This window comes from Companilactobacillus halodurans, assembly GCF_009600985.1.
In the GTDB taxonomy this organism is placed as follows: domain Bacteria; phylum Bacillota; class Bacilli; order Lactobacillales; family Lactobacillaceae; genus Companilactobacillus; species Companilactobacillus halodurans.
This window is the reverse complement of the sequence record NZ_VDFP01000001.1, coordinates 209127-228284: the sequence shown is the minus strand read 5'-3', so window position 1 is coordinate 228284 and position 19158 is coordinate 209127. Positions and strand designations below refer to the sequence as shown.

Sequence of the window (19158 nt, the reverse complement as noted above, 5' to 3'; positions counted from 1 at the left end):
ATTAAAATAATATTATCACACCTGAGCTACATTTTAGTTGATTTTGTTCGATTTGAAAATGTTTGATGTGTTCAAGAGCGTCTTTTTTCGTTATAATCTTTTAGGACATATTTTTGGAGGCGTAAATTTGGCTCAATTATTTTTTAAATACGGTGCTATGAATAGTGGAAAATCGATTGAGATTTTGAAAGTAGCGCATAACTATGAAGAACAAGGTAAGTCAGTTATCTTAATGACTAGTATTTTAGACACCCGTTCCGGTGCAGGTAAGATAGAGAGTCGAATGGGGTTAACTCGTGATGCAATTGCTCTTAAGGATGATTCAAATGTTTTTGAAATTGTCAAAGAAGAGAATCCAAACGCATCTTGCGTTTTGATCGATGAATGTGAATTCATGACCAAAGATCAGGTTTTGCAAGCAACAAAAGTCGTTGATGATTTAGGAATCCCAGTTATGGCTTTTGGCTTGAAGAACGATTTTCGAAATGAATTGTTCGAAGGAACTAAATATTTGTTGTTGTATGCTGATAAATTAGAAGAAATGAAGACAATTTGTTGGTTCTGTACAAAAAAAGCTACAATGAATATGCGTATGGCAAATGGTAAACCAGTTTATGACGGAGATCAGATTGCAATCGGTGGTAATGAAATGTACTACCCAGTATGCCGTCGACACTATAACCATCCTCCAATGCTTAATAAAGATTAATAATAGAAGAAAGGATAGTTAAGTTGGATAAAATATTTGAACAACTAGAAACGCTACTTGAAAGATATAGCGAACTTCAAGAATTAATGAGCGATCCTGAAGTTATCAACGACACTAAACGCTACATGGCTTATTCTAAAGAAGAAGCTGACATGCGTGATGTCGTAGCTGCCTTCAAGCGTTACAAAGAATTGAAAAAAAGTATCAGTGATAGCGATGAGATTTTGCGTGAAACTGACGATTCCGAAATGGAAGCAATGGCAAAGGATGAGAAGGAAACTTCCAAAAAAGAGCTTGATGAAATTGAACACAAGATTACTCTTTTGATGCTTCCTAAAGACCCTAATGATGATAAGAATATTATTATGGAAATCCGTGGAGCTGCCGGTGGCGATGAAGCCAGTTTGTTTGCCGCTGACTTGTTGACGATGTATAGCAAGTATGCTGAAAAACAAGGTTGGACTTTTGACATTATTGATGAAACTGATACCGAAGTTGGTGGCTACAAAGATGTTGCTGTCATGATTACAGGTGACAGCGTTTATTCTAAGTTGAAGTATGAAAATGGGGCACACCGTGTTCAACGTGTACCTGCTACTGAATCACAAGGTAGAGTTCACACTTCTACAGCAACTGTTGCTGTCATGCCAGAGTACGATGAAGTAGATATCGATATCGATCCTAAAGATATTAGAACTGATGTTTACCGTTCATCTGGTGCTGGTGGCCAACATATCAATAAGACTTCATCAGCTGTTCGTATGACTCACTTGCCAACAGGAATCGTTGTTGCTATGCAAGATCAACGTTCACAACAACAAAACCGTCAAAAGGCTATGCAAATTTTGAAGTCACGTGTTTATGATTACTATGAATCACAAAATCAAAATGAATACGATGAAAAACGTAAATCAGCCGTTGGTACTGGTGATCGTTCGGAACGTATTAGAACTTACAATTATCCACAAAACCGTGTCACTGATCACCGTATCGGCTTGTCATTGAACAAGTTGGATCGAATCATGAACGGCGAATTAGAAGAAATAATTGATGCTTTGATTGTTCATGATCAAGCAGAGAAGTTGGAGCAGATTCAAAGTGGAGAAGCTAAGCTATTCTAACGCCCTGAAAAGGGCTTTTTCTATGTTAAAAGATCGAGGAAAATTTCCTGAAGACGCCCAGTATTTATTAGAAGAGTTGTCGGGATTCAATTACACTCAATTACAATTGCATCGTAATGAAGAAATTCCAGCTGATATTTTACGAAAATTTCGTCAGGGATTAGTCAAATTGCAAATGGATGTTCCTGTACAGTATATTTTGGGATACGCATATTTCATGAATCGAAACTTTTCAGTTAATGATAGTGTACTTATTCCACGCCAAGATACTGAAGAGATGGTGCAAAAAATTATCGACGAGCATGGAAAAGAACAAGAAAGTATTCTGGATATCGGAACTGGTGCCGGTGTCATTGCCGTGACTCTTGGATTAGAATTTCCTAATGATGATATTCTGGCGACAGATATTTCCAATTCAGCTTTGAAAGTAGCAAAGCAAAATGCTGATAATTACCAAACAAATAATATTTTCTTTAAAGAAAGCGACCTATTTGAAGAGATCAAACCACAGAAATTTGACGTAATCGTTTCTAATCCTCCGTATATTGCAGAATCTGAAAAAGTTGATATGGATACTAGCGTAATTAAATATGAACCGGATTTAGCTTTATATGGAAAGAATAATGGTTTAGAATTCTATGAGAGTATCTCAAAGAAAGTTGATAATTATCTTTCTAATGGTGGTATTTTGTATATGGAGTTCGGTTTTCGACAAAAAAATGCGATAAAACAAATTTTTTGTGATAATTTACCCGAATATGTTGTAGAATTTCATAAAGATATAAGTGGGAATTACCGATATCTAAAAGCTAAAAAGGAGATGTAGTATTGGATACTGAAATACTTAAGAATACACAGATCAAAGAAGCTGCAGATTTCTTAGCCAAAGGACAGTTAGTTGCTTTTCCAACTGAGACTGTTTATGGCTTAGGAGCTGATGCCACTAGACCTGATGTAGTCAAAGATGTCTACGCTGCTAAAGGACGTCCTAGCGACAATCCTTTAATCGTGCATGTATCTGGTCCAGATATGGTCTGGGAGTACGCTGATAACAGTTATAAGCCATTAGCACAAAAGCTCATGAAGGCTTTTTGGCCCGGTCCATTAACGATTATCATGCCAATTCAGCCAGGTAAACTTTCTAAGGCGGTCACTGGGGGGTTGACGACGGCTGCTTTTAGAATGCCCAATAATAAGGCAACTCTGGATTTAATCAAGACATTTGGTAAACCTATCGTTGGTCCTTCAGCTAATACTTCTGGTAAACCAAGTCCAACGTTAGCTAAGCATGTTTATCATGATTTGCATGGTAAAATTGCAGCTATTTTGGACGATGGTCCAACAAAGCTTGGGGTCGAATCAACTGTTATTGATTTATCCGTTGATGTACCAACTATTCTTAGACCAGGTATGGTCGACTCAGATGACTTGTTAAAAGTTATTGATAATGTCAATAGTGATCACCATAAAGTTTCAGCTGGTGAAGTTCCAAAGGCACCAGGAATGAAATATAAGCATTACGCACCTAGCGCACAAGTGATTATTGTCGACGATGTCAATGATTTTAAACAGGCTATTTCTGAGTATGTTGCTAAAAATGTTCCATTAGGAGTTATGGCAACCGAACAAATTTTAAAAGAAGTACCATCAGGGATTAAAACATTTTCACTTGGTGAAGATGTAATTAGTGCTTCAAGAGATTTATTTGCCGGATTACGTCAATTAGACTCGGACCATGTGCAATATATTTTGGCCCAGGGCTTCCCAGACACAGGTCATGGAGCAGCCTACAGTAATCGGCTTAACAAATCAGCTGGAAATGCACACTATAAAAAATAAGGGAGACATATAATGTCTAAATTTACAGTATTGAACCATCCATTGATCCAACACAAACTTACAATTATCCGAAACAAGCACACAGGTACAAAGGTATTCCGTGAAGTTGCCAATGAAATTGGTGAGTTGATGGTTTATGAAATCACACGTGACTTGCCACTTAAGGATGTTGAAGTAGAAACACCAATGGGTAAATCTACACAAAAGGTCCTTGCAGGTAAGAAATTAGCTGTAATTCCAATCTTGCGTGCTGGACTTGGTATGGTTGATGGTGTCTTGGAATTGATTCCAGCTGCTAAAGTCGGTCACATTGGTATGTACCGTGATGAAAAAACTTTGAAACCACATGAATATTTTGTGAAACTTCCAAGCGATATCGATCAACGTGAACTATTTATCGTTGACCCAATGCTTGCTACTGGTGGGTCAGCTAACATGGCTATCGATGCTTTGAAGAAACGTGGAGCAAAGCACATGCGCTTGGTTGTTTTGGTTGCAGCTCCAGAGGGTGTTAAAGCTGTTCAAGATGCCCATCCAGACGTTGATATCTATGCAGCATCGCTTGATGAGAAGATTACCGATAGTGGCTATATCTTCCCAGGACTAGGCGATGCAGGTGATCGTTTGTTTGGGACAAAATAAAGATTTCATTGTTTTATTATATTTTATTTAGTGTTATTATTTTGTGGTATCAATTGTTTTCAATAAGCGAAGAAAGGAGGGTTATTATTGGATGATAAGTATAAGTTTATTGATTTCTTAGGCTTAAGATTCAATGTTGCAAATGACTTGTCAGTTCTTGTCTCTGCAATCCTCGTTTTCATTTTGGTATTTGCATTATCTCGCAAAATCACAATGAGACCTGGTAAAGCACAGAATGTACTCGAATGGATGATTGATTTTACTAACGGTATTGTAAAGTCGACAATGCCAGATGGGTCAGGTAGACGCTTTAATCTTTATGCATTTGTATTATTCCTATTTGTTTTTGTAGCTAATCAATTGGGATTAATATTCCAGCTAAAGGTCGGCGGATTCACATATATTAAGTCACCAACAACCAATCCATTGATTACAATGGGACTTGCAACAATTTCATTGCTGCTTTCACACTATTATGCTGTGAAGAAATTTGGATTTGGTGGCTATTTATCCAATTATGCGAGACCGGTAAAGTTCTTACTACCAATTAACCTTCTGGAAGAGTTTACAAACTTCCTAACATTATCATTGCGTCTTTACGGTAATATATTTGCCGGTGAAGTACTTCTTGCACTTATTGGAACTGTTGCAAAAAGTGTTGGAGCTGTTACCTTTGTAGCAGCAATACCATTAGCTATGGTATGGCAAGGCTTTTCTGTATTTATTGGAGCCATCCAAGCGTATGTATTTACCACCTTATCAATGGTTTATATTTCACGTAAAATGGAACAAGAATAACTTTTATTGGAGGATTTTTAATTATGAAAGATATTGCGGCAGCTCTTGCAGCTGGTATCGCTGCTCTTGGAGCATCAATCGGTAACGGACTTGTTATTTCTAAGACTCTTGAAGGAATGGCCCGTCAACCAGAAGTAGCTGACAAATTAAGAGGAACAATGTTCATTGGTGTTGGTCTTATTGAAGCTGTTCCTATCATCGCTATTGCTATTGCGTTCGTTATTCTTTTCGTTTAATACATATAGAAACCAAAATTTGGCGATAAAATAATTAAATCGCCTTTTTATATTTATGTATTTTATTTGAGAGGAAGGAGTGAAGAATATTGGCAGGTTTATTAGTTCTCGGAGCTAATCAAGTAGCTTTGGGTGACATGCTTTTCATTCTTGTTTCTTTCATCATTTTGGCATTGTTGGTCAAGCATTTTGCTTGGGGCCCTGTTACAAAGATGATGGATGCCAGATCTGAAAAGATTACTGGCGATCTTGATTATGCGGATCAGGAACGCTCACGTGCTGAAAAGTTGGCAAAAGAACGTGAAGATGCTCTTAAAAATTCACGTGCTGAAGCAGTGGGAATTGTAAATAAAGCTAAGGAGAGCGGTGAGACTCAAAAGAAGTCTATCGTCTCCGATGCTCATAGCGAAGCTGAAGAAGTAAGACAAAGAGCAAAATCAGATGCAGCTAAGGCTAAAGAAGATGCTATGGCTGGTGCACAAAAAGACATAGCTAATCTATCTTTGGAAATTGCTTCGAAGGTTATTTCTAAAGAACTTAACGCAGATGATCAAAAGTCACTAATCGACTCTTATATTAAGGAGTTGACGGTAAATGAGTCTAAGTAAAGTTCAAGTGGGAAAGCGTTATAGTAAGGCACTTTTTGAAGTGGCCCAAGAACAGGATTCTATTGAAGAGATGCTTGAAGATTTAAAGTCGTTAAAGCAGGTCTATGAAGAAAATCCCAGTTTGAGTTTTGCTCTTGCTGGACGTTCTATTTCTCGCACTGAAAAGCTAAAAATTTTGGATACTTTGAAGAGCCAATTTGGTTCTTTAATGCAAGATTTTCTTGGTTTAGTTTTTAACAATAATCGTATGGATTGTATCATCGAAATTGCAGACGCTTTCATTAATAAGTATGATGAAGAAAATGGCATTGTAGAAGCTACAGTCACTACGAGTATTGATTTAGGCGATGCTCAAGCTCAAAATCTTGAATCTGTGATTAAAAAGAGATTTTCAGTAAATAAAGTAAATTTAACGAAAATAGTTGATTCAAAAATCATCGGTGGCGTTATAATCCGTGTAGGAGACGAAGTTATCGATGGCAGTGTTATTAAGAGATTTAATGATATTAAGAAGACGCTATTGGTTAATTAATTAAGTCGAGGTGAAAAGAATGAGCATCAAAACTGAAGAGATTAGTTCACTGATCAAAGAACAGTTAAAGAACTATAAAAATGAACTCTCAGTTGATGAAGTAGGTACAGTTACATACGTCGGTGATGGTATCGCTCGTGCTAATGGCCTTGAGAATGCCATGGCGAGTGAATTGCTTGAATTCCAAGACGGTACTTTTGGTGTGGCTCAAAACCTTGAAAGTGATGATGTTGGTATCATTATTTTAGGTAGTTACGATAAAATTCGTGAAGGCGATACTGTTAAAAGAACAGGTCGTATTATGGAAGTTCCTGTTGGGGACAAGATGATCGGACGTGTCGTAAACTCTTTGGGTCAACCAGTAGATGGTCAGGGAGAAATTAAGACAGATAAGACAAGACCTATTGAATCACCTGCACCTGGTGTTATGCAACGTAAGTCAGTTTTCGAACCTTTACAAACAGGTTTGAAATCAGTTGACTCACTTGTTCCTATTGGTCGTGGTCAACGTGAGTTGATCATTGGTGACCGTAAAACTGGTAAAACATCAATTGCTATTGATACAATTCTTAATCAAAAAGATGAAGATATGATTTGTATCTATGTTGCAATTGGACAAAAGGAATCAACAATTAGAGCCCAAGTTGAAACCTTAAGAAAGCACGGCGCAATGGATTACACAATCGTTGTTGAAGCTGGTCCTAGTCAACCAGCACCTATGCTTTACTTCGCACCATATGCTGGTGCCGCAATGGGTGAATATTTCATGTATAACGGCAAGCATGTTTTGATTGTCTATGATGATTTAAGCAAGCAAGCTAATGCCTATCGTGAAATTTCGCTATTGCTTCGTAGACCACCAGGGCGTGAAGCATATCCCGGTGATGTTTTCTACTTGCACTCACGTTTGCTAGAACGTGCTGCTAAGTTGAGCGACAAATTGGGTGGCGGTTCAATGACTGCTCTACCTATTGTTGAAACACAAGCCGGTGATGTGTCTGCTTATATTCCAACTAACGTTATTTCTATCACTGATGGACAGATTTTCTTGAGTAGTGATATGTTCCACTCAGGTACACGTCCAGCTATCGATGCTGGTACATCTGTTTCTCGTGTTGGTGGGGATGCCCAAATTAAGGCTATGAAGAAGGTTGCTGGTACATTACGTCTAGATCTTTCTTCATATCACGAATTGGAATCATTTGCTCAATTCGGTTCTGATCTTGATGAAGCAACAAAAGCAAAACTAGATCGTGGTCGTCGTACTGAGGAAGTTCTAAAACAACCCGTACACTCTCCAGTTCCTGTTGAAAAACAAGTTTTGATTTTGTTTGCCTTGACAAGAGGATTCTTAGATAAGGTCAAAGTTGACGATATTAAAGAATATGAAGCTTCACTTTCTGAATATTTCGATGCTAACCATGCTGACCTTCTAAAGACAATCAAAGATACAGGTAAATTACCTGACGAAGATAAATTTAATGCTGATGTAAAGGAATTTACAGAAAACTTTTTAGCATCTAAGTCAGATGATGACAGTAAGCAAGATAAATAATACAGGAGGTTTAAATAATGGCTGAGTCACTTATGGATATTAAAAGAAGAATTTCTTCTACTAAGAAAACTGGTCAAATTACAAGAGCCATGCAAATGGTCTCTGGTGCTAAACTCTCTCGTATTGAAAAGAAATCTATTGCTTATCAATTGTATGAAAAAAAGGTTGAAGATATTGTTAGACATTTAACAGCGGCTGATGTTTTCAAGGAATTGTCAATTGCTGATGATTCGACTGATCCGCTAAGTCTTAACAGTCTTCTTAAAGTTCGTGAAGTTAAAAAGACTGCTTATGTTGTTATCACAAGTGATCGTGGACTTGTTGGTGGATATAATAGTAATATTTTGAAAGCTATGATGGATCTCTTTGAAAAGAAATATCATGGTGACCAAAGTAAATTTACGATTATTTCCCTTGGTGCTACTGGTACTGAATTCTTCAAGACACGTGGCTATGATATTGCTTATGAATATACTGGTTTACCAGATATTCCAACAGTTAAAGATATCACACCAATCATGAAGACGATTCTTCAAATGTATCAAGCAGAATTGTTTGATGAAATTGATATTTGTCACAACCATCACGTGAACTCATTGGTTTCTAATTTTTCTAATCAAAAATTGTTGCCTTTGACTGAACCTGACGATGTTTCCGCAGAAGAACAACAGGTTGCGACTGAATACATCACAGAACCTAACCCTAAAGCAGTTTTATCTGCAATTGTACCTCAATATATTGAGTGTTTGGTTTTAGGAGCAATGATGGATGCAAAAACAGCAGAGCATGCTGCTTCTGTTACAGCTATGAAGAGTGCGACTGATAATGCTAACGACCTTATTTCAGATTTGTCATTGCATTATAACCGTGCCCGTCAAGCTCAAATTACTACAGAGATCACTGAAATTATCGGTGGTGCTGCTGCACTTGAATAGTTTAGAAAGGAGCCAAATTAAATGAGTAGCAAAGGTAAAGTTATTCAGGTAATCGGTCCAGTTGTCGATGTTGAGTTTCCTTTGGATGGAGACTTGCCAGAACTTAATGATGCTTTAAAGATTAAGAAAAGCGACGGATCAATTATCACTCTTGAAGTTGCCCTAGAATTAGGTGATGGCGCCTTGCGTGCTATTTCCATGAGTTCTACCGATGGACTTCAAAGAGGTGCTGAAGTTGTTAATTCAGGCGGTCCAATTTCCGTACCAGTTGGTAAAGAAACTTTAGGTCGTGTGTTTAACGTTTTAGGTGAACCAGTGGATGGAGGTAAGGAATTTCCTTCTGACTTCCCAAGAAAGAGTATTCACCGTGAAGCACCTGCTTATGATCAATTAAATACATCAACAGAAATTCTTGAAACAGGTATCAAAGTTATCGATTTACTCGAACCTTACGTTCGTGGTGGTAAAGTTGGTTTGTTCGGTGGTGCCGGTGTTGGTAAAACCGTTTTGATTCAAGAGTTAATCCACAATATTGCTGAAGAGCATGGTGGTATCTCAGTATTTACTGGTGTTGGTGAAAGAACACGTGAAGGTAATGACCTTTATTATGAAATGAAGGAATCCGGTGTTCTTAAAAAGACGGCCATGGTTTATGGCCAAATGAACGAATCACCTGGTGCTCGTATGCGTGTTGCCTTAACAGGTTTGACAATTGCTGAGTACTTCCGTGATGTTGAAGGTCAAGATGTTCTATTGTTTATCGATAACATCTTCAGATTTACACAAGCTGGTTCTGAAGTTTCAGCTTTGCTAGGTCGTATGCCTTCAGCCGTTGGTTATCAACCAACATTGGCTACAGAAATGGGTCAATTGCAAGAAAGAATCACTTCTACTAAGAAGGGTTCTATCACGTCAATTCAAGCCGTTTATGTTCCTGCCGATGATTATACTGACCCTGCTCCTGCTACAACTTTCGCTCACTTGGATGCTACAACTAACCTGGAACGTAAGTTGACACAACAAGGTATTTATCCAGCTGTTGATCCATTGGCATCATCATCATCTGCTCTTGATCCTGATATTATCGGACAAGAACACTATAATGTTGCTACTGAAGTTCAAGAAGTTCTTCAAAGATATCATGAACTTCAAGATATCATTTCTATCTTAGGTATGGATGAGTTGTCTGACGAAGAAAAGACTGTCGTTGCACGTGCCAGAAGAATTCAATTCTTCTTGTCACAAAACTTCAGTGTTGCTCAACAATTTACTGGTATTCCAGGTTCTTATGTTCCTGTTTCAGAAACAGTTAAGGATTTCCGTGCTATCTTAGATGGTAAATATGACGATATTCCTGAAGATGCCTTCAATGGTGTTGGTGGAATTCAAGATGTCATTGATAAAGCCAAAAAGATGGGCTGGAAGCCAGCTGATGGTCAAGACGATAATGCTGAACAAGCAGTCGCCAATTAACGATAGGGGGAGATAATATGGCTGAAAACATAATGACGGTCAATATTGTTACTCCTGATGGTGTTGTTTACGATCATCATGCAAAACTCGTTGTTTTAAGTACCATTGATGGTGAAATTGGTGTCATGGCTCACCATGCTCCAATCATCGCCCCATTGGTGATTGATGAAGTTCGTGTCCGTCGTGTCGACAAACCTCATCATGAAGATTCTATCGCGGTAAATGGCGGGTTCTTGGAGTGTAGCAATGATCTAGTATCAATCGTCGCTAACAGTGCCGAAAGAGCTAGAGACATTGATTTAAGACGTGCTGAATATGCTAAGCAAAAGGCTGAAGAGACAATCAAGGTTGCTGAACAAAAACACAATGTTGATGATTTAGCCCGTGCTCAAGTTTCTCTACGTAAGGCTATAAATAGAATTAACGTAGGTTCACACAAATAAATTGTAAAATCAAAAGATCAAGCATTTGCTTGGTCTTTTTTTGTTTTAAAGAAATCTAAAGTATTGTCATTAAATGATGTCAAATCTTAAAAAAATGTTAGTATTTAGAAAAGTGAGGTTTATAAAATGACAAACATTGGAGTAAATGCCATAATTACGCTTGTGAGCCATATTATCTTTATTTGGATCAGTTTTAACGTCTTGCAAGTGGTAGATTGGAAAAAGTTATATAACAAAACCAACCCTAAAATGTTACAATTACTTGTAGCGTTTATTGCAATCGCTCTAGGTTATACAGTAAGCTCTTTTTTTATGAGCATTTTTAGTCTATCGCAAAATATAGCCTTGCTTTTTAAATGATTCCAGGTTTTGGAGGAGAATATTGTGCAACAAATAATCGTAAATGGACCTACGCAATTAAAAGGAACTGTCAGAATTGAAGGTGCAAAAAATGCCGCTTTGCCTATCTTAGCAACGACTATTTTAGCATCAAAGGGTAAGACCCTTTTAACTAATATCCCTCCGTTATCGGATGTAATAACAATGTCTAAAGTTTTAAAGGCTTTGGATGCCAAAGTTTCTTATGATGAATCTGACGAAGTATTAACAGTAGATACAAGCAAAGGAGTAGGGACAACTGCTCCTGAAGAGTTAGTCGATAAAATGCGTGCTTCAATCGTCGTTTTAGGACCTCTATTAGCCAGAAATAAGGCAGCACATGTAGCAATGCCTGGTGGCTGTGCAATCGGTTCTAGACCAATTGATTTGCATATCAAAGGCTTGGAAGCAATGGGTGCAAACTTTACTCAAAATGGCGGCTTTATTGATGCTACAACGGAAGGTTTGCATGGTGCAAACATTTATCTTGATTTCCCAAGCGTTGGCGCAACCCAAAATATTATGATGGCTGCAACTTTAGCTGATGGTGAAACAGTTATTGATAATGCCGCCAGAGAACCAGGAATTGTTGATCTTGCTAACGTTTTAAGCAAGATGGGTGCAAATGTCACTGGAGCAGGTACGAATACTGTTCGTATCGAAGGTGTTTCAAGTTTACATGGTTGTGAACATTCAATTATGCAAGATAGAATAGAAGCTGGAACCTTTATGATTGCCGCTGCTGTTACTGGTGGAGATATTTTCATCAAGGATGCTGTGGCAATTCACAACCGTCCTTTAATTTCGAAATTAAGAGAAATGGGCGTTTCTATTGAAGAAAGCGATGATGGCATTCACGTCGTTTCAAATGGTCGCTTAAAACCTGTTGATGTTAAGACGATGCCACATCCTGGATTCCCAACTGATATGCAAGCTCAAATGACGCTCGCACAACTATTAAGTGTTGGAACTACTGTTATGACAGAAACTGTTTTTGAAAACAGATTTATGCATTTCCCAGAATTCGGCAAGATGAAAGCCGAGTATAAGATTGAAGGTAATTCTGTTATTATGTTCGGTCCAGCCCAACTAAGTGGTGCTAATGTTGCTGCTACTGATTTACGTGCTGCTGCAGCACTGGTATTAGCAGGATTAGTTGCTGAAGGAGAGACTCGAGTTTCAAACCTTCAATATTTGGATCGTGGATATTATAATTTCACTGAAAAGTTAAGAAATTTAGGTGCTAAAATTAGACGAGTTTCAATTGATGAATCTGGTCGAGAAAGATTAGTATTAAATACAATACCAAGTGTTACAAAATTGGCTTAAATCTGACTTAAGGAAGTGGAAATTCCACTTTCTTTTTTTATTGGCAATTTAATGATTAGGCTGGTTATGATATACTTTTTGTGTTTAGATTTTGGAGGATAAGGTATGTCAAAATATCTAGGAATTGATTTGGGTACAGCAAATGTACTTATTGATGTAAAAGGAGAAGGTATCGTTTTAAACGAGCCTTCAGTTGTAGCAATTAATACAAAGAATAATGATGTAGTGGCTGTTGGTAAAGATGCCTACATGATGGTTGGAAGGACTCCAGCAAATATTAAAGCAATTCGTCCCTTAAAAGATGGCGTGATTGCAGATTTTGATATTACTGAAAAAATGCTTCAATACTTTATTGATAAATTAAATGTTGGCGGTCGTTTTTCAAAACCAACTATTATGATTTGTGCACCAACCAATGTAACGCCAGTTGAACAAAAATCGATTATTGAAGCTGCTGAACAAGCTGGTGGCGGCAAGGTCTATTTACAACTTGAACCTAAGGTTGCCGCTGTCGGTGCTGGTTTAGATATCTTTAAACCACAAGGAAATATGGTAATCGATATTGGTGGCGGTACTAGCGATATTGCTGTTATTTCAATGGGAGATATCGTCACAAGCCGTTCATTGCGTTTTGCTGGTGATAAGATGACGACTGCAATTCAAAGTTTTATCAAGCAACGTCACAGTTTGATTATTGGTGAAAGAACTGCTGAGCAAATTAAGATTGAAATTGGTTGCGTAATGGATGCTGACGAAAGCAAAACTTTCTCAGCTAGCGGAATTGATATTGTTAGTGGTTTGCCAAAAGAAATCACTACTAATGAAGTTGAAATTCAAGGTGCGTTGGAAGATGGCGTAGAGCAAATTGTCAGCGCCGCTCGCAACGTTTTAGAGCAAACACCACCAGAACTATCTGGTGATATTATTGACCGTGGTATCATGCTTACAGGTGGTGGTGCATTATTGAGAAACTTGGATAAGCTATTATCTGAAAAACTTCAAGTACCAGTTCTATTAACAGATAGCCCATTAGATTCAGTTGCTTTAGGTACTGGTGTTTTGTTGGATAATATTGAAAAACATAAGAAATACTAGGATGAAAAATGAAAAAAGACTTTGGTAAAGAATATCGTCATGATGTTTTTAGAAAAATAGGTTGGGTACTATTATTAATGTTAATCTTCTTAGTCTTAGGGATGCTGATAGGTTCAGCTTTGGGTGGTTCGAATCCACTGGCTGTTCTATGGCCAGGAACCTGGATGCATATGTTCGATTTTCTAAGGTAGTATGCTAAAGAAAATATTAATTGGAATCGTAAGATTCTATCAAAATTTTATCTCTCCAGTATTGCCACCCAGTTGTCGATATTACCCAACGTGTTCGACTTACTTTATAGATGCGGTCAAAAAGCACGGTGGAATTTTAGGATCGATTATGGGAATAGCACGAATTTTTAGGTGCAATCCATTCGTTCGTGGTGGAGTTGATCCGGTGCCAGATAATTTCACTATTTTTAGAAATCCTCATCCGGAAAAATATGAGGACGAAATTATCGCAAAAAAATTTCATAATAAAAAGTAGGGAAGATTTAATGTCTAGTAGAAAAAAATCAGTTGAAATAAGTTTAAAAGATATCAGTGATAATCCTGAAACATACGAACTTTGGGATCGTAAGAAATACATTGGTACAATTAAAAAAGACGGAGATCGTTATTTATCATTTGTTGAAAGCAACGATACTCCGTTCAAGTCAGTTAAATTAGATGATGCAATCAATGAATTGCTAATGCAATACAATTTACATAATCATTAATCAGGTGTAAATATGCAAATAAGAGAAAATAGAAGAAAAAATGATGTGGATTCAAGAATCGATTACGGCATAATTTTTTCCGTAATGATGTTAGCGCTCATTGGTATCATGTCAATCTACGTTGCGACAGTTCAAGATTCGCAGAATCCTTTAAAAAATGTAGCTAGCCAAATAGTTTGGTATGTCATCGGTGCTGTAGTCATCGCCGTGATAATGCAGTTTGATGCAGAGCAACTTTGGCAAGTGGCTAATTATGCTTACTATGCGGGATTGGCGTTGCTGTTTTTAGTCTTAATCTTTTATAGTAGGTCGTATGCGGCAAACACTGGTGCTAAGAGTTGGTTTGCCATCGGTTCATTCACATTCCAACCATCTGAAGTTATGAAGCCAGCGTTTATTCTAATGCTGGGAAAAGTAATTACCAATCATAATAGCGAATATCGCTCACACACGATTAGAACCGACTTTTTGTTGATTGGTAAGATGTTGCTTTATACTTTGCCAATCATGGTTTTATTGAAGTTGCAAAATGACTTTGGTACAATCTTAGTTTTCGTCGCCATTTTGGGTGGAATGATTCTAGTTTCTGGAATTGATTGGCGGATTTTATTGCCAGCTTTCTTGATTGTTGCAGTTGTAGGTGGAACAGCTTTACTATTTGCGACAACTGATTGGGGTCGACAAATTTTAGGCAATTTCGGTTTTAGATCTTACCAATTTGCCCGAATCGATAGTTGGCTCGATCCATCAGCTGATACTTCTGAAAATGGTTATCAGATTTGGCAAAATATGAAGGCTATTGGATCTGGACAATTATTTGGTAAAGGATTCAATGTCTCGAATGTGTATGTTCCAGTTCGTGAATCAGATATGATTTTTTCCGTTATTGGTGAGAATTTCGGTTTTGTCGGTTCATGTGTTTTAATTTTGTTGTACTTTTTATTAATTTATCAAATGGTTCAAGTGACTTTTGATACAAAGAATGAATTTTATGCTTATGTATCAACAGGTGTCATTATGATGATCTTGTTCCATGTTTTTGAAAATATCGGTATGAGCGTTGGATTATTGCCACTGACAGGTATTCCGTTGCCCTTTGTCTCGCAAGGTGGTTCAGCGTTGTTAGGAAACATGATTGGAATTGGATTGATAATGTCAATGAGATTCCATCACAAGAGCTATATGTTTGAAAACGGTACATTTGGACAAGGCAGGTAAATAATATGAGTAATAAGAATTATTATTGGGTAAAAAAAGGTGAAAAGACAACACGTATAGGCTTGACTAAAGAGGCTCAAGAGGCTTTAGTCGATGTCAAATATGTTGAATTACCTGATTTAGATAGTGAAATTAAAAAAGGTGAATCAAGTGGCGAGATTGAAGCACAAAAGGCTGTAGTTGAGCTAGAATCGCCAGTTAGCGGGAAAATCGTTAAAGTTAACGATAAATTAAATGATAATCCAGAGTTATTAAATAGTAGTGAAAAAAATGCATGGTTCTTTGAGGTAAATAATTAAATTTTTAAAATTTATCTTTTTATCGCTACTTATTTCTTGCAACATTTTTTAATAACTGTTTAAATTATCCTTGGAATTAATAAATGAATGGGGATAGTTTAGAATGAAAATCTTAGGTGAAAAGATCCGCCATTACAGAAAACTCAGAGGTATTTCTCAATCTGAGTTAGCTGATGGCATATGTACACAGGCAACTGTCAGCCTGATTGAAAAAAAAGACAAGATTCCAAGCATGGAAATATTGGTTCGTATTTGTGAAAGACTGGGTATCACAATGAACCTTGTTATCGTCAATGACGATAGTCAAATATATTCAATTATTAGCGATATTAAGAAGTCATTCTATCAAGATGATTTCGATGACATTAGTGACAAACTGGGTAAGCTTAAAAACATCAATGTCAATAATAAGCAAGAAATCAAGTTGATTCACTTCTTCAATGGTTTGATTGAATATGTTTCTAGCAAGAATTATGACAAAGCAATTTTTGATTTTAATCGTGCAATGAATGTCAATATTGCTAATGTTGATATGTATGACATTTTAATTGATGTCTTTACAGCAAAAGCTTATATCAACAAAAAGTCAGTTGATGAAGCAAGAGTTTATTATAATCAAGCTAAAGACTTGATTAAATCTAGTCTAGGCAAGATTGGTGATGAGAATTACCACGATAGCATTTTGATTTATGCCAATATGGCTGACTTGTCATTGAAATTAGATGATAACGACAAAGCAATCGAATATGCTAATGAAGGTATTATCATTGCTAGGAAAGAACAAACATTGTTCAAACTTGACGAAATGTACTGCTACTTAGCTGAAGCAGGCACTCGTGAAGGTCAAAAAACTGATGAAGATTATATTAAAGCTTATGTAATCTCAAGTATCAGTGAAAACAAACAAGTTTTCGAAAAGTTAAAATCTAAAGTAAAAGATATGCACTTGAACATCTTTTAATAAAAAACAATTTATTAAATTCCAATAATGCAAAAGAGGTTCACCGATTTTAAAAATCGGTGAACCTCTTTTTTTCATTCAATTATTATTTCTTTTGTTTCTTAATAGTTTTGTTATCCAAATCAGTTCTAACGACCAAAACATCGCAAGCCGCTGTTCTAGTTACATATTCAGTAACTGATCCAATTAACAATCTTTCCATTGCATTAAGACCAGTGGCCCCAATCATAATCAAATCGACCCCTAATTTCTTAGGAAAGTCAGTAGCAATGATTGCTTTAGGAGCACCATATTCAATGCTGTAGTCAATTTCATCGAGACCATCGTCTTTAGCTGTTTTAACATAACTTTTAACTGTTTCTTTAGCTTTTTCAGTAATTTGTTCGACCATTGTTGAATCGAAACTAGAAACATTTTGGAAAGCTCTAGTATCAATAACGTGAACTAAGTGAATAGCGGCATTATTTCTTTTGGCAACTTCAACCGCTTTCTTGAATGCTAGTTCAGCTTCAAATGAACCATCGATTGGTACGAGAATGTTTTTATATTGTTGTAACATAAGTAATCACCCCGTTAATGTATTATTACTGCTTTTATATCTTTATTTTAGTTTATTTAGGAAAATAAATACAGTCATCAGTTAAGATTTAGCGAATATTTGCTAAATAAATTGAGAATCCGGCAGCAATCAAACTGCCTAAAAGAAGCGTGATAAAGTTCGTTTCCTTAGTCCCGACAAACATGATTACAATACCAAGTATCGCTACAAGCACCAGTAAACCAGCGGTAAATCGCATAACCTTTTTCAAAGTAAGATTTTCATCTGGTGAATAAATTAAGAATTTACCGCTGCTGTGTGACCAAAGCGTGTAAGCTAAGGCTAACAAAAATATTATAAACAATATCATTAAAATTTTAATTATCATAATTATTCCGACTCCGTTTTGAATTCTTTTTCCATTCTTGAATTTGCTGTATCCGTAAATTTAGGGCTTGTTCATATTTACCAGTATTATTTAGTTGATAATATTTTCGATTGACCAAGTTATTTGGTAAATATTGTTGGCTGACCCAAGAGTTAGGATAATCATGTGGATATTTATAACCAACGCCATGGCCGAGTTTCTTTGCGCCTGAGTAGTGAGCATCCTTGAGATCATCAGGGATTGAGTTTGCTTTACCATTTTTGACATCATCTAAAGCTGAATCGATAGCGTTCATACCGGAGTTTGACTTTGGACATAAGCATAAGTCGATTACAGCATCTGCTAGAGGGATGCGAGCTTCTGGGAGTCCCACCATTTGGGCGACTTGAGCAGCTTGAACGGCTCTTGCACATGCTTGAGGATTGGCTAAACCGACATCCTCATAAGCACAGACCATCAGTCGTCTAATGGCAGAAGTTAATTCACCAGCTTCTAAAAGGCGAGCTAAGTACAAGAGGGCAGCATCTGGGTCGCTGCCGCGAATCGATTTTTGAAATGCTGAAATGACATCATAATGACTGTCACCGTTTTTGTCAGCAGAAATGGCCTTTTTTTGAACCGACTCTTCAATCGACTTCAAATCAATGTGAATGACATCATCTGAATTTTTTTCAGTTGAAAGAACTGATAATTCCAGTCCATTTAAAATACTTCTGAGATCACCATTGGTTGAACTGACCAGGAGATCCAAAGCATTGTCGTCTAATTTGACGTTGTATTTGCCCAGTCCATTCTTATCGTCTTTTAAAGCACGTCTAACAGCTTTTTTAAGGTCATCACTGTTGAGTGGCTTCAATTCAAATATTTGGACTCTAGAACGAATAGCAGGGCTTATATTGATATATGGATTTTCAGTAGTTGCACCGATTAAAATAATTGAGCCACTTTCTAGGAGAGGCAATAGAAAATCCTGTTTGGTTTTATCAAGTCGATGGATTTCATCGAGCAATAAAACGACGGTACCACTCATTTTGGCTTCTTCAGCGACGATTTGAAGATCTTTTTTGCTATCAGTCGCAGCATTCAACATTCTGAATGCATACTTGGTACTTCCGGCAATCGCACTAGCAATACTAGTTTTACCGATCCCAGGAGGACCATAAAGTATCATTGAAGATAGCATTTTTGCTTCCACCATTCGACGAATTATTTTGTGAGGACCAACTAAATGCTGTTGACCGACAACTTCATCGATATTAGTAGGGCGCATTCGATATGCTAATGGTTTTTGCATAGTTCCTCCTATATAATTGATATGTATATTCTACAACAAAGGATTGAGA

Annotated in this window: 25 protein-coding genes; 22 read left to right on the top strand and 3 right to left on the bottom strand. The window is 37.0% G+C overall.

Going from position 1 to position 19158, the window contains the following annotated elements; genetic code table 11:
* Positions 1-127 precede the first annotated feature (127 nt).
* The 22 genes from FHL06_RS01110 to FHL06_RS01005 all read left to right on the top strand — a co-directional run bounded on the left by FHL06_RS01110 (position 128) and on the right by FHL06_RS01005 (position 16889).
* Positions 128-709, top strand: a complete 582-nt coding sequence (locus FHL06_RS01110) for a thymidine kinase (RefSeq protein ID WP_153384403.1) — start codon at positions 128-130, stop codon at positions 707-709.
* Between the two features lie 23 nt (positions 710-732).
* Positions 733-1830: a peptide chain release factor 1 gene (prfA, locus tag FHL06_RS01105; RefSeq protein ID WP_153384402.1), complete on the top strand. Its 1098-nt coding sequence runs from the start codon at positions 733-735 to the stop codon at positions 1828-1830.
* Positions 1775-2656 (top strand): peptide chain release factor N(5)-glutamine methyltransferase, encoded by an 882-nt coding sequence (prmC, locus tag FHL06_RS01100; protein WP_153384401.1) that lies wholly within the window; start codon positions 1775-1777, stop codon positions 2654-2656. Before prfA ends, prmC begins: the two co-directional genes overlap by 56 nt.
* Positions 2657-2658: 2 nt before the next feature.
* Positions 2659-3669: an L-threonylcarbamoyladenylate synthase gene (locus tag FHL06_RS01095; RefSeq protein ID WP_153384400.1), complete on the top strand. Its 1011-nt coding sequence runs from the start codon at positions 2659-2661 to the stop codon at positions 3667-3669.
* Between the two features lie 12 nt (positions 3670-3681).
* A complete protein-coding gene (upp, locus tag FHL06_RS01090; protein WP_059074479.1) occupies positions 3682-4311 on the top strand; it encodes a uracil phosphoribosyltransferase in 630 nt (209 codons plus the stop codon).
* A gap of 87 nt (positions 4312-4398) precedes the next feature.
* Positions 4399-5109, top strand: a complete 711-nt coding sequence (gene atpB, locus FHL06_RS01085; RefSeq protein ID WP_153384399.1) for a F0F1 ATP synthase subunit A — start codon at positions 4399-4401, stop codon at positions 5107-5109.
* Positions 5110-5132: 23 nt separating this feature from the next.
* The gene (gene atpE, locus FHL06_RS01080; protein ID WP_010020175.1) at positions 5133-5345 is read left to right on the top strand and encodes a F0F1 ATP synthase subunit C; all 213 of its coding nucleotides are present in this window, start codon (positions 5133-5135) and stop codon (positions 5343-5345) included.
* An 86-nt stretch (positions 5346-5431) separates the two neighbouring features.
* Positions 5432-5953 (top strand): F0F1 ATP synthase subunit B, encoded by a 522-nt coding sequence (gene atpF / locus FHL06_RS01075; RefSeq protein ID WP_420360956.1) that lies wholly within the window; start codon positions 5432-5434, stop codon positions 5951-5953.
* Entirely contained in the window at positions 5940-6485 is a 546-nt protein-coding gene (atpH, locus tag FHL06_RS01070; protein WP_153384398.1) for an ATP synthase F1 subunit delta, read from the top strand. Before atpF ends, atpH begins: the two co-directional genes overlap by 14 nt.
* A 19-nt stretch (positions 6486-6504) precedes the next feature.
* Positions 6505-8040, top strand: a complete 1536-nt coding sequence (gene atpA, locus FHL06_RS01065) for a F0F1 ATP synthase subunit alpha (protein WP_153384397.1) — start codon at positions 6505-6507, stop codon at positions 8038-8040.
* 17 nt (positions 8041-8057) lie between these two features.
* Positions 8058-8975, top strand: coding sequence for a F0F1 ATP synthase subunit gamma (locus tag FHL06_RS01060; protein ID WP_153384396.1), 918 nt, complete (start codon positions 8058-8060; stop codon positions 8973-8975).
* 21 nt (positions 8976-8996) lie between these two features.
* Positions 8997-10448, top strand: coding sequence for a F0F1 ATP synthase subunit beta (gene atpD, locus FHL06_RS01055; protein WP_153384395.1), 1452 nt, complete (start codon positions 8997-8999; stop codon positions 10446-10448).
* A 17-nt stretch (positions 10449-10465) separates the two neighbouring features.
* Complete coding sequence (locus tag FHL06_RS01050) at positions 10466-10891, top strand: F0F1 ATP synthase subunit epsilon (RefSeq protein WP_153384394.1); 426 nt, start codon at positions 10466-10468, stop codon at positions 10889-10891.
* Positions 10892-11017: 126 nt separating this feature from the next.
* Entirely contained in the window at positions 11018-11251 is a 234-nt protein-coding gene (locus FHL06_RS01045; RefSeq protein ID WP_153384393.1) for a DUF1146 family protein, read from the top strand.
* A gap of 24 nt (positions 11252-11275) precedes the next feature.
* The gene (murA, locus tag FHL06_RS01040; RefSeq protein ID WP_337692508.1) at positions 11276-12598 is read left to right on the top strand and encodes a UDP-N-acetylglucosamine 1-carboxyvinyltransferase; all 1323 of its coding nucleotides are present in this window, start codon (positions 11276-11278) and stop codon (positions 12596-12598) included.
* A 105-nt stretch (positions 12599-12703) separates the two neighbouring features.
* Positions 12704-13693, top strand: coding sequence for a rod shape-determining protein (gene mreB, locus FHL06_RS01035; protein WP_153384391.1), 990 nt, complete (start codon positions 12704-12706; stop codon positions 13691-13693).
* A gap of 8 nt (positions 13694-13701) precedes the next feature.
* Positions 13702-13884, top strand: a complete 183-nt coding sequence (locus tag FHL06_RS01030) for a DNA-directed RNA polymerase subunit beta (protein ID WP_153384390.1) — start codon at positions 13702-13704, stop codon at positions 13882-13884.
* A 1-nt stretch (position 13885) separates the two neighbouring features.
* The gene (yidD, locus tag FHL06_RS01025) at positions 13886-14179 is read left to right on the top strand and encodes a membrane protein insertion efficiency factor YidD (protein WP_153384389.1); all 294 of its coding nucleotides are present in this window, start codon (positions 13886-13888) and stop codon (positions 14177-14179) included.
* Positions 14180-14189: 10 nt separating this feature from the next.
* Positions 14190-14411, top strand: a complete 222-nt coding sequence (locus FHL06_RS01020; protein ID WP_153384388.1) for a DUF2969 family protein — start codon at positions 14190-14192, stop codon at positions 14409-14411.
* A gap of 12 nt (positions 14412-14423) precedes the next feature.
* Positions 14424-15629 carry an FtsW/RodA/SpoVE family cell cycle protein gene (locus FHL06_RS01015; protein WP_153384387.1) on the top strand — a complete coding sequence of 402 codons (1206 nt, stop codon included), beginning with the start codon at positions 14424-14426 and terminating at the stop codon, positions 15627-15629.
* A 5-nt stretch (positions 15630-15634) separates the two neighbouring features.
* Positions 15635-15928, top strand: a complete 294-nt coding sequence (locus FHL06_RS01010; RefSeq protein ID WP_153384386.1) for a glycine cleavage system H family protein — start codon at positions 15635-15637, stop codon at positions 15926-15928.
* A 103-nt stretch (positions 15929-16031) separates the two neighbouring features.
* Positions 16032-16889 (top strand): helix-turn-helix transcriptional regulator, encoded by an 858-nt coding sequence (locus tag FHL06_RS01005; RefSeq protein ID WP_153384385.1) that lies wholly within the window; start codon positions 16032-16034, stop codon positions 16887-16889.
* A gap of 85 nt (positions 16890-16974) precedes the next feature.
* Here the strand turns inward: FHL06_RS01005 and FHL06_RS01000 are convergent, their stop codons facing one another.
* The 3 genes from FHL06_RS01000 to FHL06_RS00990 all read right to left on the bottom strand — a co-directional run bounded on the left by FHL06_RS01000 (position 16975) and on the right by FHL06_RS00990 (position 19109).
* Positions 16975-17448: a universal stress protein gene (locus FHL06_RS01000; RefSeq protein ID WP_153384384.1), complete on the bottom strand. Its 474-nt coding sequence runs from the start codon at positions 17446-17448 to the stop codon at positions 16975-16977.
* 88 nt (positions 17449-17536) lie between these two features.
* Positions 17537-17815, bottom strand: coding sequence for a hypothetical protein (locus FHL06_RS00995; protein ID WP_153384383.1), 279 nt, complete (start codon positions 17813-17815; stop codon positions 17537-17539).
* The gene (locus FHL06_RS00990; protein ID WP_153384382.1) at positions 17805-19109 is read right to left on the bottom strand and encodes a replication-associated recombination protein A; all 1305 of its coding nucleotides are present in this window, start codon (positions 19107-19109) and stop codon (positions 17805-17807) included. The genes FHL06_RS00995 and FHL06_RS00990 overlap by 11 nt, the downstream gene beginning before the upstream one ends.
* Positions 19110-19158: the final 49 nt, after the last annotated feature.

Coding starts and splice junctions, on each gene's coding strand:
- atpH (WP_153384398.1), top strand. CDS start 5,940: ATGAGTCTAAGTAAAGTTCAAGTGGGAAAGCGTTATAGTAAGGCACTT.
- FHL06_RS01050 (WP_153384394.1), top strand. CDS start 10,466: ATGGCTGAAAACATAATGACGGTCAATATTGTTACTCCTGATGGTGTT.
- FHL06_RS01020 (WP_153384388.1), top strand. CDS start 14,190: ATGTCTAGTAGAAAAAAATCAGTTGAAATAAGTTTAAAAGATATCAGT.
- FHL06_RS01005 (WP_153384385.1), top strand. CDS start 16,032: ATGAAAATCTTAGGTGAAAAGATCCGCCATTACAGAAAACTCAGAGGT.
- FHL06_RS01010 (WP_153384386.1), top strand. CDS start 15,635: ATGAGTAATAAGAATTATTATTGGGTAAAAAAAGGTGAAAAGACAACA.
- prmC (WP_153384401.1), top strand. CDS start 1,775: ATGATCAAGCAGAGAAGTTGGAGCAGATTCAAAGTGGAGAAGCTAAGC.
- atpE (WP_010020175.1), top strand. CDS start 5,133: ATGAAAGATATTGCGGCAGCTCTTGCAGCTGGTATCGCTGCTCTTGGA.
- FHL06_RS01060 (WP_153384396.1), top strand. CDS start 8,058: ATGGCTGAGTCACTTATGGATATTAAAAGAAGAATTTCTTCTACTAAG.
- mreB (WP_153384391.1), top strand. CDS start 12,704: ATGTCAAAATATCTAGGAATTGATTTGGGTACAGCAAATGTACTTATT.
- atpD (WP_153384395.1), top strand. CDS start 8,997: ATGAGTAGCAAAGGTAAAGTTATTCAGGTAATCGGTCCAGTTGTCGAT.
- atpA (WP_153384397.1), top strand. CDS start 6,505: ATGAGCATCAAAACTGAAGAGATTAGTTCACTGATCAAAGAACAGTTA.
- FHL06_RS01045 (WP_153384393.1), top strand. CDS start 11,018: ATGACAAACATTGGAGTAAATGCCATAATTACGCTTGTGAGCCATATT.
- FHL06_RS00990 (WP_153384382.1), bottom strand. CDS start 19,109: ATGCAAAAACCATTAGCATATCGAATGCGCCCTACTAATATCGATGAA.
- FHL06_RS00995 (WP_153384383.1), bottom strand. CDS start 17,815: ATGATAATTAAAATTTTAATGATATTGTTTATAATATTTTTGTTAGCC.
- FHL06_RS01015 (WP_153384387.1), top strand. CDS start 14,424: ATGCAAATAAGAGAAAATAGAAGAAAAAATGATGTGGATTCAAGAATC.
- upp (WP_059074479.1), top strand. CDS start 3,682: ATGTCTAAATTTACAGTATTGAACCATCCATTGATCCAACACAAACTT.
- FHL06_RS01000 (WP_153384384.1), bottom strand. CDS start 17,448: ATGTTACAACAATATAAAAACATTCTCGTACCAATCGATGGTTCATTT.
- FHL06_RS01030 (WP_153384390.1), top strand. CDS start 13,702: ATGAAAAAAGACTTTGGTAAAGAATATCGTCATGATGTTTTTAGAAAA.
- yidD (WP_153384389.1), top strand. CDS start 13,886: ATGCTAAAGAAAATATTAATTGGAATCGTAAGATTCTATCAAAATTTT.